The 15056-nt window shown below is 62.6% G+C and carries 8 protein-coding genes and 1 pseudogene; 8 read left to right on the plus strand and 1 reads right to left on the minus strand.

All coding sequences use genetic code 11. The features are described from left to right. Window positions 1–7: 7 nt before the first annotated feature. Entirely contained in the window at window positions 8–784 is a 777-nt protein-coding gene (gene modA, locus ACFFWD_RS11110; RefSeq protein ID WP_376964889.1) for a molybdate ABC transporter substrate-binding protein, read from the minus strand. Window positions 785–978: 194 nt separating this feature from the next. Between modA and ACFFWD_RS11115 the strand changes: the two genes are divergently transcribed. The 8 genes and pseudogenes from ACFFWD_RS11115 (at window position 979) to ACFFWD_RS11150 (ending at window position 15001) form a co-directional block, all read left to right on the plus strand. Then, window positions 979–1866 (plus strand): hypothetical protein, encoded by an 888-nt coding sequence (locus tag ACFFWD_RS11115; protein WP_376964875.1) that lies wholly within the window; start codon window positions 979–981, stop codon window positions 1864–1866. Between the two features lie 425 nt (window positions 1867–2291). Beyond that, complete coding sequence (locus ACFFWD_RS11120) at window positions 2292–3569, plus strand: efflux RND transporter periplasmic adaptor subunit (protein ID WP_376964877.1); 1278 nt, start codon at window positions 2292–2294, stop codon at window positions 3567–3569. Further along, complete coding sequence (locus tag ACFFWD_RS11125) at window positions 3566–6664, plus strand: efflux RND transporter permease subunit (protein WP_376964879.1); 3099 nt, start codon at window positions 3566–3568, stop codon at window positions 6662–6664. The genes ACFFWD_RS11120 and ACFFWD_RS11125 overlap by 4 nt, the downstream gene beginning before the upstream one ends. Window positions 6665–6701: 37 nt before the next feature. Beyond that, window positions 6702–9818, plus strand: a complete 3117-nt coding sequence (locus ACFFWD_RS11130) for an efflux RND transporter permease subunit (RefSeq protein WP_376964881.1) — start codon at window positions 6702–6704, stop codon at window positions 9816–9818. 82 nt (window positions 9819–9900) lie between these two features. Next, window positions 9901–11283 (plus strand): energy-coupling factor transporter transmembrane component T, encoded by a 1383-nt coding sequence (locus ACFFWD_RS11135; protein ID WP_376964883.1) that lies wholly within the window; start codon window positions 9901–9903, stop codon window positions 11281–11283. Window positions 11284–12442: 1159 nt separating this feature from the next. Further along, window positions 12443–12724: pseudogene (locus ACFFWD_RS11140) on the plus strand (helix-turn-helix domain-containing protein); the annotation flags it as partial. 225 nt (window positions 12725–12949) lie between these two features. Further along, a complete protein-coding gene (locus ACFFWD_RS11145) occupies window positions 12950–14200 on the plus strand; it encodes an acetyl-CoA C-acetyltransferase (RefSeq protein ID WP_376964885.1) in 1251 nt (416 codons plus the stop codon). A gap of 18 nt (window positions 14201–14218) precedes the next feature. Continuing rightward, window positions 14219–15001, plus strand: coding sequence for an SDR family NAD(P)-dependent oxidoreductase (locus ACFFWD_RS11150; RefSeq protein ID WP_376964887.1), 783 nt, complete (start codon window positions 14219–14221; stop codon window positions 14999–15001). The last annotated feature ends 55 nt before the right edge of the window (window positions 15002–15056 follow it).

Genomic DNA, 15056 nt, shown 5'->3' on the forward strand with positions numbered 1-15056 from the left:
CGGGGCCTCAGTTCAGTTTCGTGAAACCTTGCTTCTCAAAGATAGCGCGCGCCTCTGGTGTCTTGAGCATTTCGATGAAGGCAAACGCGGCTGGTTTCGTAGAATCGGCAGTGACCGCAATTGGATAAGCGATGCGTGGGTGCGTGCTTTCCGGAAAGGTGCCCAAGCGCGAGACAGTTGGGTCTGACACTGCATCGGATTCGTAGACGATGCCCAAGGGCGCTTCGCCCCGCGAGACCATGAGAAGCGCGGCACGGACGTTTTCGGCTTGGGCGATGCTGCCCTTGACCGACTCCCAAACGCCGAGCGCCTCAAGCGCAGCCCGGCCGTATTTGCCAGCCGGGACTGCCTCCGTGTTGGCCATCGCGAGGCGGCCATTTCCGAGCAGCGACAACAAGGGAAACCCCGGCGCAATATTTACTTGGAGGTCGGAGCCTTGTGACGAGACAAGCACGAGGCGGTTGCCAACAAGATCCGAACGCGTTTCCGGTCTGATCAGCTTGCGCTCGGCGAGGTAGTCCATCCAATCCTCATCGGCAGAGATGAAGAGGTCGGCTGGCGCTCCTTGCTCGATCTGCTTAGCGAGCGCGGGGCTCGATGCGTATGAGATCGTGGCTCGTTTGCCCGTGCGCCCATGCCATTGGGCATTGATCTCATCAAGGGCGCTCTTCAAGCTCGCAGCGGCGAAGACGAGCACATCCGGATGCCCGGCCCGGGCAGGGCGCAAATCGCCGGCACAGATTAAGGCAAGCAGGGCTGCGCAAAGCCGGAGGGCGCTTTGGATTCTCGTGCCCGAACGTTTGGACGCTCGGGAGGCGGCTTGCCGGCATGCAGGTTCACGGATTCTGACACGGATGTTAGCCACGGGACCCTCCGGCCGGAGTGTTCTCGTTTTGCGACAGCGTCCTAATGTAACTTTCGCCTAAGCTAAACGTTGCAGGTGCAGGAGGCTCCCGAATTCATTCGGGGGAAACCGGAATGGCCGAGGCTTGGAAGAGCTCGGGCGTGATCGCTCGTCCTGGACGACCGGCTGCCACCGCATATCGCGTGATCGGCGCGGACGGTGTCGAGCGGAACATGTCAGATTTGTCAGATTGGATCGCGGCCATTCGATCCGGCGCGGTCGAACCCGGATCGTTATTCCTGGACCATGAAACGGAGCGCTGGCGGCCGGTGTCGGGCCTGGACATCTTTGACGACGCCAAGGAAGCCAGCGAAGCGAGCGGGGCTCGCCAAGGGAACAACGGCTCGCGTTCGGAAAGGGGCCAGTCAGGGATTGAGGGGGCAGGCCCTGGATCAGAAAGCTTTGCGAGGCGAGCGCAGAGCTCTGGTGTGGTCTGGGCAATTCCGGTGGCGGTCATGCTCATTGCCTTCACCGCCTGGGCCGCAGGATCCGACCTGGTAGCCGCCGTTCAAGCGTTCATTCGCCAGGCCCCCGAGCCGGCCCGCATTGGTGGAGCGGTCGTGCTCTTCGTTATTCTGGCCGAGGAGTTCTATTGGTTTTCCCTGAGAATGGTTCGGGCAGGAAGTACGAGCTTGGTTCGGCGCTTGGCGCTGCAGGTTCTCGCACTGCTGACCGCCTGCGTATTGATCTATGCGGCGCTTGCGTTGTTTTCGACCGGAGATTTTCAACCCGGTCTTCGTTTCTTCGTGGCAAACGCGGCTGTTATCGGCGTTGCCTACGCGGTGTCTCTCCTCCTCTGGTCAATCCTTGTGCTGCGGGGGGCGGACGTGACAGCGGCCAAAAAGGCGCTTGCCAGCATCATGGCGTCGGTCATGCTGGCCGGCACTTTCTACATGGCGCTCGCTCCATCTGAGCGACACGAAGCGCAGACAGACAAAACGGTTCGCACGCAGGACCGCTGACGAGGTCGTAACTGTCCGGCGCTATTGCGCTAGTAGCCCCAGCGCCAACCGGGATGACGCCAACGCCATCCGGGATAGCGGCGGTGCCATCGCCAACCAGGGTGAGCATAAGCATAATCCCCACGCCAACCAGGGCGGTAAGCGTGCCACCGCCAGCCCGGATAGTACTGTGCTTGGACCTGGAACCCTTCCGGTTGCGCCAGCGGAGCCGGGCTAAACGCGGCCGCGGTCCCGATCTGGCCAAGCCAGAGGAACAAAACGCCTGAGGCGAACAAGATGAGTGTCCGATGCATAAGGGGCCTCCTCGATAGGAAACGGACCCTCCCACCAGGGACAACGCTTTAGGGGCTGTTGAAGCCCCACGGTGCGACCTTTTGCCAATCCCCTCAGGTAGGCATATCTTATGGTCAGATGGATGATCCCCCATGTTGAACGCGATTCGTGTCGGGGGCGTTCTTTTGATCATGGCTGCTGCGGCCTCGTGGTACGCGTATGACTGGGCCCGGGCTAGCCGTGGGCGCGACGATGCGGATGTTGCAAGCGCCTATCGTGGCGGCGGGGGCGGAGGCGGCGGGGGTGGAGGCCGCGGCAGACACCGCCTCAGCGGGCCGGTCGAGGTCGTCACGGCTCCGGTGGTTCGACGGGACATGCCGGTCAATGTCGAGGGCATTGGAACTGTTGAAGCGTTCAATACTGTCACCGTGAGGGCGAGGGTCGACGGTCTACTCCAGAAAGTCGAATTCACGGAAGGTCAGGAGGTAAAGGCCGGCGATCTGCTGGCGCAGATCGATCCGCGCCCCTATGAGGCCAAGCTCAGTCAGGTCCAAGGCATCAAGGCGAAGGACGAAGCACAGCTGGCCAACGCGAAGCTCGATCTCGATCGCGCTGTGAAGCTTGGCCAGTTTGCCACGCAGCAGACTGTGGACACCCAGCGAGCTCTGGTCCGGCAGCTGGAGGGAGCCCTGCAGACGGACCAGGCGAATATCGACGCCGCCGCATTGGACCTCGAATACGCCAGCATCCGCGCACCGATTTCCGGACGCACAGGGGTACGGCTCATTGACGTGGGTAATTTCGTTCGCTCGCGGGAGTCGAGCGGAATAGTCGTCATCACGCAATTGGAGCCGATCTCGGTCGTCTTTTCGCTGCCGCAGCAGCACCTCGGGACGGTGGATCGGGCGCTCTCCAAAGGGAAGGTCCCGGTGGCGGCGCTCGATGCAGACGGGAGGACATTGTGGGAGGAGGGCGTCCTCGCGGTTCTCGACAATCGCATCGATCCGCAGACCGGCACGATCAAACTCAAGGCCACATTCGCCAACGCTGAACGCAAGCTTTGGCCGGGGCAGTTCGTCAACGTTCGTGTAAGGCTCGATACCGTCAAGGACGGCACCGTCGTGCCAAGTGCGGCGGTCCAGCGTAATTCAAGCGGTACGTTTGCCTACGTGGTGGATTCCGAGAACCGGGTCGAGATGCGGCCGATCCGAGTCGGCCAGATCGACGGCAATGTGGCACTTGTCGAGTCCGGCCTCGAGCCCGGTCAGAAGGTCGTTGTCACCAGTCAGGAGCAGCTGCGGCCGGGCGCGAGCGTGATTGCGACTGAGGCTCGGGCCGACGCCGAAGGCGGCCCCTCCGCACCGCAGATCACGTCTCCCAAGCATCCGTTAGAAGCGGCGCCGAATCGACGGCGTCGGCAGCCGCCATGAGCGTATCTGCGCCTTTCGTAGCACGTCCGGTCGCTACCTCATTGATTAGCGTCGCGATCCTTGTTGCCGGAGTGCTTGGATTTCGTTTGCTTCCGGTCTCCTCATTGCCCGAGATCGACTTTCCCACCGTCCAAGTGTCGACGCAGCTTCCCGGTGCTGGCCCGGACACGATGGCCTCGCTGGTCACGACGCCGCTTGAGCAGCAGCTAGGACAGATCGCAGGTCTATCGCTGATGACCTCGACAAGCTCGTTTGGGATCAGCGTGATCACCATGCAATTTGTCCTGGACCGGGACATTGACGCGATCGGGCAGGACGTACAGGCAGCCATCAACGCAGCAGGGGCTTCGCTGCCGAGCGGCCTTCCATACCCGCCCGTGTACAAGAAGGTGAACCCGGCGGACCAGCCGATCCTCATCCTGGCCCTTACCTCCGACACACAGCCAATCACGAAAGTCCAAGACCTCGCCGACACGGTGCTGGCGCAGAAGCTGAGCGAGGTAACCGGCGTCGGAGCGGTGATGATCCAGGGCGGGCAGAAACCCGCGACGCGGATCCAGGTCAACCCGACCCAGCTCGCGGCATATAATCTAAGCCTGGAACACGTCCGCACCGTCCTCAGCCGCACCAATGTCGATCAGCCCAAGGGCAGCTTCGACGGCCCCAACCAAGCATTCATGATCGGAGCCAACGACCAAGTTCTGGCAACTGAGGCCTATTCAGACGTGATCCTCGCGTACCGGAACGGAGCTCCGGTCCGCGTGCGGGACGTCGGTACTGCGGTCTACGGAGCAGAGAATGCGAAAGTCGGCGCCTGGTTCGACGGTCGACCGGCCGTCATCCTCGACATCCAGCGCCAGCCCGGGAGCAACATCATCCTGACGGTTGATCGGATTCACGAGCTCCTGCCGCGGCTACGTGCGGCCCTGCCGCCAGAGATCCGGCTGACGATCCTTAGCGATCGTACGGAGACCATCCGGGCCAGCATCGGCGATGTCGAGTTCACGCTGTTGCTCACTGTGGGGCTGGTCGTGCTCGCGATCTTCCTGTTCCTTCGCCGCTTCTGGGCGACGGTGATCCCGAGCGTTGCCATCCCGCTTTCGATCATCGGTACGTTCGGCGTCATGTATTTGGCGGGATTCGGCCTCGACAATCTCTCCCTCATGGCGCTCACCGTCGCGACCGGCTTCCTGGTCGACGACGCCATCGTCATGATCGAGAACATCGTGCGCCACATCGAGGCCGGAGAGGCGCCGCTTGAAGCCGCCTATAAGGGCGCACGCCAAATCGGGTTCACCATCATCTCCCTGACGATCTCGATTGTTGCAGTGTTCATCCCGCTGCTGTTCATGCAGGGAATCGTCGGGCGACTGTTCCGGGAGTTCTCGCTGACACTGTCGGTCACCATCGTTGTGTCGGCTATCGTGTCGCTGACGCTTACCCCGATGATGTGCGGGCGCCTTTTGCGTGGAGAGCAGCAGCAACGCGGCAACGCGTTCTTGCGTGTCTCTGAGCGGGCGTTCGCTGCGAGTCTGGCGCTCTATGAGCGGAGCCTCGCATGGGTGATGCGGCAAGAGGCCGCGACGCTCGCGGTCGCGCTGGCGACGCTAGTCGTTACCGTGGCCCTGTACTTGCTTATCCCCAAGGGCTTTCTGCCTATCCAGGACACCGGCGTTATCGTTGCGACGACCGATGCGCAGCCTGGAATTTCGTTTCACGAAATGGTGCGGCTGCAGGCGAGGGCTGCAGAGATCGCCGGCCGCGACCCGGATGTCAGCGGTGTTGATTCATTCGTGGGCGTCGGACTTGTCAATTCGACACCCAACACCGGGCGCATGACCATCGTGCTCAAACGACGCGACCAGCGGACCGTCACGGCCGCTGAAATCGCGCGGCGGCTCCGTACTGCCATGGCCGGGGTGCAGGGCCTCTCGGTCTACCTTCAGCCCGCACCCGAAATTCAGATTGGGACGCGCACCAGCCGGACGCAGTACCAATACATCATGGTCGACGCGAACCCCGCGGAGTTGGCCGAATGGGCAGGGCGGTTGCTCGAAAAGCTGCGCTCGACGCCGTTGCTCCAGAACGTCGCGAGCGATCAACAGGCGGGCGGCCTCGCTGCCGACGTGGTTATCGACCGCGACAAGGCCGGCCGCCTAGGGGTACTGCCGCAGACGGTTGATGACACGCTTTACGATGCCTTTGGGCAGCGCCAGGTCTCGACCATTTATACCCAGCAGAACCAGTACCACGTTGTCTTGGAGGTGGCGCCGGAGTTCCAGCTCGATCCGGCCGACCTGGGGCGCCTTTACGTGCCATCGAGCCAGGGCGCGCAGGTCCCACTCCAAAGCTTCGCCGCGGTAAGGCTTGGCAATGCTCCGCTTGCGATCACACACCAAGGCCTTTTCGCGTCGGTCACGCTCTCGTTTGATCCGGCCCCGGGCGTCTCACTCGGACGAGCGGTGCGGACCTTGCGTGAAGCCGAGCAGGCGATTGGCATGCCCGATTCCGTCATCGGCTCGTTCGCCGGTGAGGCTGCCGAGTTCCAGGCCTCACTGGTAAGCGAGGTCTGGCTCATCCTCGCCGCCGTGGTCGCCGTCTACATCGTACTCGGTGTACTCTACGAGAGCACCATTCACCCGATCACGATCCTGTCGACCTTGCCTTCCGCCGGAATCGGCGCCTTGATCGCGCTTATGATCACGGGCAACGACCTGTCGCTGATCGCGGTGGTCGCCATCATCCTCCTCATCGGGATCGTCAAAAAGAACGCGATCATCATGATCGACTTTGCCTTGGACGCCGAGCGCACGCAAGGATTGCGTCCGGAACAAGCAATCTTCGAGGCGTCGCTCAAGCGCTTCCGTCCGATCATGATGACGACGATGGCGGCCCTTCTTGGATCCATCCCTCTCGCACTCGGCTCCGGTCCAGGATCGGAGCTGCGACGACCACTTGGCATTGCCATCATCGGTGGGCTGCTGTTCAGCCAGTTCCTGACGCTCTACACGACCCCGGTGATCTATGTGGCGCTCGACCGCGTGCGATCGCAGCTTCGTTCTCGCATGCGAATGACGCTGGAGAGCGCGGAATGAGGTAGCCGCAAGCAAGCCAGCACGATCGGAGTACGTCATGGGCTTTCTTGAAACGTGTCTGCGGCGACCCGTTGGCGTCAGTCTGCTGATGCTGGCGATCCTGCTGAGCGGCGCACTCGCGTTTCGATTTCTGCCTGTGGCATCGTTACCGCGGGTGGATTATCCGACCATCATGGTGACGGCGGAGCTCCCGGGCGCCGAACCGCAGACGATGGCCACCTCTGTCGCCGCGCCGCTGGAGCGGCGGATTGGGCAAATTGCCGGCATCACGGAGCTCACCAGCACGAGTCTTCTCGGCATCACCACCGTCGTCGCCCAGTTCGAACTCAACCGCCCGATCAACGCAGCGGCTCGCGACGTGCAAGCGGCTATCAACGCGACAGCACCCGATCTTCCGGTGGGTATGTCGCACCCACCAACCTGGCGCAAGAATAATCCGTCAGCAGCGCCGGTCCTGATCTTGGCGCTGACATCCGCGTCGCTTCCGTCCGGCGTGGTCTACGAGGCTGCGGAAACAATCCTGGCGCAACAGCTCTCGCAGGTGGAAGGCGTCGGTCAAGTCACGGTCAACGGCTCGGAGAAGCCCGCGGTTCGTGTGCAAGTCAACCCGGCCGCGCTTGCCTCGATGGGACTCGGTCTTGAGGATGTGCGGGCCGCCTTGAACGCCGTCAATGCAACGGGCCCTAAGGGGCGCATCGACGCGACGGACGGCTCTTACATCATACGCGTCAATGACCAGATGCGCTGGGCCGACGAATACAGGTCAGTGATCGTCGCTACCCGTCACGGCACGCCGATCCGGCTCGATGCGGTCGCATCGGTCGTCGACAGCGTCGAGAACGTCCGCACCTCGGGATGGTTCAATAACCAGCCCGCGGTGCTGGTCTTCGTTTTCAAGGAGGTCAACGCCAACGTCATCGAGACGGTGGATCGCATCTACGCGCTCCTTCCCACGCTGCAGGCTTGGCTCCCGCGGGCCGTTGATCTGTCGGTGATGAGCGATCGAACGGAGACCATTCGTGCCAGCGTGCGCGAGATAGAACTGTGCCTCGTGATCAGCCTCGGACTTATCGTGACCACGGTATTCCTCTTCCTTCGGCAGATCTGGGCTGCCTTGGCCGCGGCAGTTACTATCCCGCTGTCGATTGCCGGTACTTTCAGCGTCATGTACCTGCTCGGCTACAGCGTCGACAACCTTTCCCTGATGGCGCTCACGGTTGCGACTGGCTTCATTGTCGATGACGCCATCGTGGTCATCGAAGCGATCAGTCGCCGGATGGGAAGCCACAGGTCGCCGCTCGAGGCTGCTCGCCAAGCGTCGCGCCAGATCGGTTTCACTGTCATTTCGATCAGCGTCTCCTTGATCGCCGCCTTGATCCCGCTTTTGTTTATGGGGGGCATGATCGGGCGGCTGTTCCGCGAGTTTGCTGCCACGCTGGCGCTGGCCATCGCGGTCTCCGTAGTGGTGTCTCTGACATTGATCCCGGTCATGGGCGCCTATCTCGGTCATCCCCGCAGGGCAGCGGAGAAGCCCCCGTTGGAATTCATTTTTCAGAAGCTGCTCGCGCGATACGAAGTCGCCCTCGCAGTCGTTCTGCGCCATCGCGGCGCCACTCTCGCCGTGATGGGAATAACTATCCTCGCCACCGTTATGCTCTGGATTCAGGTGCCAAAGGGGTTTTTCCCCCAGCAGGACACGGGTGCCATTGTCGCCATCGCCGAAGCGCCGATGACGGTTTCGTTCCAGGCCATGACTGGGCGGGTACAGGCCCTGATGAACGTCCTGCTCAATGATCCGGCGGTCGCGAGGGTTGGAAGCTACACCGGTCAGTCGGGCGCCACGCCGAACCAGGCCCGCATCTTTATCGCCTTAAAGCCACTTGCCGAGCGCGCGCTCGACACCGACCGGGTCATCGCCCGGCTGCGCCGAGCGACGCGCGAGGTGCAGGGAGTTGCGCTCTATATGGTGCCCGTCCAGGAAGTGCGCGTCGGCGGCCGGATCTCCAAGGCGCAATATCAGTATACCATCACGGGACCGGATCTGGGTGAGTTGGAGACATGGGCAGCGCGGCTCGTAGAGCGTCTGAAACAGTTCCCCGATCTTCGCGACGTCACTACCGATCTCGAGGTCGGCGCCCTGCAGGCCATGCTTGTCATCGACCGTGACGCGGCCGCACGGGTCCAGGTGGCGCCGCACGATATCGATCAGACCCTTTACGATGCCTTCGGCCAGCGTCTCGTGTCCTCAATCTATGCCCCTCATTACACGTATCACGTCGTCCTCGAGGCGACGCCGGAACTGCAGGAGGATCCGTCCTCGTTGGCCAAGGTCTACGTCGCCGGGCCGGGCGGGAAACAGGTTCCGATGGCGAACGTTGTCCGGGTCGAGCACGGCGTCCAATTGAGTGCTGTCGCCCATCAAGGACAGGCTGCGGCGGTGACGCTGACGTTCTCGATGCGGCCTGGCCTGCCGATCCAGAGGGGTACTGAGATCGTCGAGCGCGTGATGCACGAACTTGGCCCGCCAAGCAATATCCAGGGGAGTTTTCAAGGCAATGCACGAGCGTTTGCGGAATCGCTCGCCACCCAGCCTATGCTGATCGCTGTGGCGCTGTTCGCCGTCTACGTGATCCTCGGCGTTCTTTACGAGAGCACTATCCATCCTCTGACGATCCTGTCGACCCTGCCATCAGCCGGGATCGGCGCAATCCTGGCGCTGTGGGTGGTTGGGCGCCCGCTCGATCTGATCGGGATGGTCGGGATCATCCTGCTCATCGGTATCGTCAAGAAGAACGCGATCATGTTGATTGATTATGCGCGCGTCGCTGAGCGCGAACGCGCTCGTTCGCCGGAGCAGGCGATCTTGGAGGCGTGTCGTGTGAGATTTCGTCCTATCCTGATGACAACAATCGCGGCGATTCTTGGGGCGGTGCCACTGGCGGTCGGGCTGGGTGTCGGCTCTCAGCTTCGGCAGCCGCTCGGCATCTCCATTATTGGCGGGCTGCTGGTGAGCCAGGTATTGACGTTGTTCACGACGCCCGTTGTGTATTTGGCGCTCGACCGCCTGCGGTCCGGTGTCGAAAAGCGTAGCCTTGAACCGGCCTCACGGACTCGCACAAGCGCGGGCGCGGCGGGAGGGATGCGGGTCGAGTGAGGGTTGGTGAGACCCTCATCAGAGTGGTCCCGATTTAAGCGTGGTCCATTACGATCGCTTGATTAGCGGAGGAGTTGCCGGTGTGACCGAGATGCAGCAGGAGACTCGTACCAGCACCGCCGTGCTGAAGGTGTTGTTCCTCCTCGCGGTGACGATGGTTGCGTTCGCGGTGCCGGCCCTCTCCCTGACCGAGCCGGCGCGATGGTTTGTCATTCCCGGCCTTGCAGGAATCCAAGTCGTCATACTCTTGGCCTGCCGAGTGGGTCTGCGAGTCGTACACTTGGCCTTACGGCTCAAGTGGCTGTTCGTTTTCCTGATCGGCATGTACGCCCTGCTGCCGCCCGAGAACCCTTCTGCAAACGACATGCTGATGGATTGGCACGTTCCAGGGGTTGGCTGGTCGCTATCGATCAACCTGAGCGGGCTTGAGAAGGCGGCGCTCATGTGTCTGCAGATCATGACCGTCCTCCTTGCCTCGGCTGTGGTGCGCTTGACCGGCACTGGCCACGACCTGGTCGATGGCCTGCATGCATTCCGATTGCCGCCCCTGTTCGTACACGCGCTCGACCGGACTCTCGCTCTCCTCGAAGGGACACATGGACGGGAGAGCGGAGGGGGGCGCGTACACGACCGCAGTTCCAGATCCGGATTTTTTGCCGTGTTACGGCAAGTTTTGCGAGGCGACATCGGCGCGTTTGCCGACGTCGTCCGGGCGAACATCGCGCTTGCAGAGAAACAGGCCGGCGCCGATGACGATCCTCGGGTGGGTGGCCAACTTGCTCATGATGCCGCGGTCATCACGGGAATTGCGCTCTGCATGGCGTCACTCAAGATGCTCAAGGTCCTGCCGGGTCTGCCGTTCGCGTCTGGGCACAAGACGTTTCTATTGTTTCCGCTCTATGTTCTTGCGGCCCGCCTGACCCAGTCGCGGTGGGGCGCGACCGCGGCCGGTTCGATCATGGGCGTGATCGGCTTCCTCCAGGGCGACGGCCGCTTTGGGGTGCTGGAAATCCTCAAGCATGTCGCGCCAGGGCTCGTCATTGACATCGGCGAGCCGCTGGTGCGGCGATGGCCACCGTGGGCGCTCGGCTATTGCATGCTTGGATTCTTCGCGGCTATCGCCCGCACCGCGACCGAATTCGCCGTCGTGCTGCTGCTCGGTGCGCGGGCTGAGATATACCTCTTTCCCGCCGTCAAGCTGGTGCCGAACTTGGTCGCCGGCGTGCTCAGCGGTTTCGTGTCGGTGGTCCTTCTGCGTGTTGTCGCCGGGGCGGGCTCGAAGGCGTCCAGCGAAGCTGTCGAGCCCGTTGGAGACCACTTAGGTCAACGACCGCCCGGCGAGCAGCAACTGCCGGGCGAGGAGGACGGAGCATTGGCCGGGAACGGGTCATTGCCTCGCCACGGACGCGATGCTGGGCGCAGCCTGAGGACCGGGCATGCTGATATGGACCGGCCGAAGACCTAAGGCGTGGTTTTCAGGCTCGTCTTCGCTCGTCGAGTTACAAAGCGTGCTCAGCACACGTCTGCTTGCGGTGAGGTGGCAGTTCCTTCTCGATACGTCGTTGGCGATACGCTAGTGCAGCCCGCGATTCGCCAATGCGGCCTTGCATCTTTCTGACAACTCATTTGGGTTTTGGTTTCGCAGACAGCGGCCAGCTCGCTCTTCGCCGCGGCAGAGTTTCTCGATCTCAGCCTCACAAGCGGTCCGAACCGGCCCCTCGCCGCGAGTTGCGTCGTTCGATCCTTTGCTGCGCTGATCTTGGCAGGCCGCGCTATGGACGCAGCTGATCAAAATCAGCACGCTCAAAATGGCTCGCGCCATAGGTCACTCACAATTGAGAACGCTATTATGCATTTGTAACAGGATCCTGCGGGGTCGAGCAGCACTCCGGTAACACGGATAGAGCAGTGCATTCTGACGGTCGTAAGACGGCGTCGCCATTCCGAGCCCTCTCGTCCTGCCAAACCTCGGCCTCGCCCAGGGACGCTACGGGGTGGTCACGATGTGCATCGGAGGCGGGCAGGGCATCGCGCTGGTCGTCGAAAGCCTTCACTAACTGTTCCCGCCTCGAGCCACATCGCACAAATGTATGATCGCAACGAACGTCGCCGTATGGTCGCGCTTGAGTTGGGACATTCGGCGCGGCTTGGTCGCTAGAGACCGGCCGTGAACACACGCTCGCCACCGCGACCATCGAGCCGGGCGATCTTTTCCCCGGGCGAAATTGGCGATCTTGATGCGATTATCCTCGACGACCTCGGCGCACCACGCGGCCTTGATCGAGGTTGACAGGGTGCGCCGGTCACCTTAATCAATCAACTAACTAATTAATCAATTAACTAAGCGAGAAGCCGTGTTCCACGGAGGAAAATGCTCCGATGCTGGTCAGAGACATCCTGTGCGCAAGGGCGCCGGCTTGCTGACCCGCATCAACGGCGGGCCTCGCCGGCAGCACATCGGGCCGGACGAACGCGACGGGAAAACGCACGATCGATCAGGTGATGCGGATGGCAGATATCCCCCGCGCTGAGCGACGGAAGCCGGAGAATGCGGGTGACGCGAACCATGCTGGGTTCGTTCACGCCTGCGAAAATGCAACTCGGATGTTGTGAGGGCGTAAGCGATGGGACGTCGATCTGAGAGACTGATGGCGCAAGAGGGGCTTTCCTGCGATGTGGAAAGCAGGGACGTGATACAGGTCGTGTCGCGTGCGTTCGACATCCTGCGCTGCTTCGAAGATCGAAGCATGTGTCTCGGCAATCGGGAGATCGCCGACCGTTGTGGCCTTCCGCGATCGACGGTCTCTCGTCTGATGTTGACCCTCACCCGGATCGGCCAACTGATCTACCTGCCGCAACAGCAGAAGTATGCTCTGGGTCCGCAAGCCATCGCGCTCGGCGCCGCATCATTTGCGGAGGGCTGCGACGAGGCGACCTGTGCCGGGGAACAGCAGCTCCACAATAGCGCGACCGTCCATGTGGCGGAGGATCAGCTCGCGCTTTGAGCCCTTCGGGGATCGGCGCAGCACGATTGTCGAGCCTAGCTCGGCGATATCACCGGCATGACGCATATGGTCGGAACCATCGTCATCACGCTATGAAACGAGAACGTTCGAAACGAAGGGAAGCGCATGTCTGAAGCATACATCATTGACGCGGTTCGCACGCCGCGGGGCGTCGGCAAGCCGGGCAAGGGGGCGCTGTCGCACCTGCACCCGCAGCATCTGGCCGCAACGGTGCTCCGCGCGCTCAAGGAGCGCAACAAGCTCGATACGTCGACGGTCGATGACATCATCTGGTCGACATCGACCCAGGAAGGCAAGCAGGGCGGCGACCTCGGACGCATGTCGGCGCTCGCGGCCGGCTACGACATCAACGCCAGCGGTACCACGCTCGATCGTTTCTGCGGCGGCGGCATCACGTCGGTGAACCTCGCAGCAGCGTCGGTGATGTCGGGGATGGAGGATTGCGTCATCGCGGGTGGTGCCGAGATGATGAGCTATCAGCAGACCCTCGCAGCCGAACGCTCCAAGGCGGGGCAGCCGGCGCGGATGATGGGGTCGGGCAATGCGGCGCTTGACGCCATTCACCCGCAATCCCACCAGGGCGTGTGCGGCGACGCCATCGCCACGCGCGAGGGGATCAGCCGGGAGGCCTGCGACGCGCTGGCGCTGGTCAGCCAGCAGCGGGCCAAGCGGGCGATCGACGAGGGCCGCTTCGCCAAATCGGTGATCCCCGTGCTCAACGACGACGGCAGCGTCGCCCTCAATCGTGAAGAATTTCCGCGGCCCGAGACCACCGCCGAAGGTCTTGCTTCGCTGAAGCCGAGCTTCGAGCAGCTTGCCGATTTCGATCTCGGCAACGGCGTGACGTTCAAGAAGCAGATCCAGCGCCGCTACCCGGGCCTCGAGTGGAAGGGCGTGCATCATGCCGGCAACAGCTCGGGCGTGGTGGACGGCGCCGCCGCAGTGCTGATCACGTCGAATGAATACGCCGAGAAGCACGGCCTCAAGCCGCGCGGCCGGATCGTGGCCTACGCCAATCAGGGCGACGACCCGACGCTGATGCTGAACGCGCCGGTTCCGGCGGCCAAGAAGGTGCTCGCCAAGGCCGGTCTGACCAAGGACGATATCGACGTCTGGGAGATCAACGAGGCCTTCGCTGTGGTCGCCGAGAAGTTCATCCGCGACCTCGATCTGGATCGCGCCAAGGTCAATATCAACGGCGGCTCGATCGCGCTCGGCCACCCGATCGGCGCGACCGGATCAATCCTGATCAGCACGGCGCTCGACGAACTCGAGCGCAGCGGCGGCCGCTACGGTCTCGTCACCATGTGCGCCGCCGGCGGCATGGCGCCGGCCATCATCATCGAACGCATCTGATCGCGAAAGGAACCTGAAATGAAACTCGATTCATCGGTCGCCGCCGTTGTCACCGGTGGCGCTTCCGGCCTCGGTGCAGCCACCTCGCGGGCGCTCGCTGCGCACGGCGTGAAAGTCGCGATCTTCGACTTCAACGAAGAGAAGGGCGAAGCCGTCGCCAAGGAGGTCGGCGGCGTGTTCTGCAAGGTTGACGTCACCTCCGACGAGCAGGTCGATGCGGGCTTCGCCAAGGCGCGCGCGGCGCACGGCCAGGAGCGCATCCTGGTGAATTGCGCAGGCACCGGCAACGCGGTGAAGACCGCCGGCCGGGACAAGAAGACCGGCGAACCCACTCACTTCCCGATCGACGCCTTCAACCGCATTATCCAGATCAACCTCGTCGGCACCTTCCGCTGCATCGCCAAGTCGGCGAAAGGCATGCTGTCGCTGGCCTCGCTGGAGCACGGCGAGCGCGGTGCGGTCGTCAACACCGCGTCGGTCGCGGCCGAGGACGGCCAGATGGGGCAGGCGGCCTATTCGGCCTCGAAGGCCGGTGTCGTCGGCATGACCCTGCCGATCGCGCGTGACCTGATGGCCGAAGGCATCCGCGTCAACACCATCCTGCCGGGCATCTTCAACACGCCGCTGCTGCAGGGTGCCCCGGAGAACGTCAAGGCTGCCCTCAGCGCGTCGGTGCCGTTCCCGAAGCGTCTTGGCATGCCGGAGGAATATGCGCATCTCGCGCTGACCATGATCACCAACGGCTACTTCAATGGTGAGGACGTCCGCCTCGACGGCGCCATCCGCATGGCTCCGCGCTAGGACGAATCCACATTCAACGGAGCCAAATGCAGATTGCGGCGAGGTGGACGAAGGC

The organism is Bradyrhizobium erythrophlei, assembly GCF_042430365.1.
GTDB classification, from domain to species: domain Bacteria; phylum Pseudomonadota; class Alphaproteobacteria; order Rhizobiales; family Xanthobacteraceae; genus Bradyrhizobium; species Bradyrhizobium erythrophlei.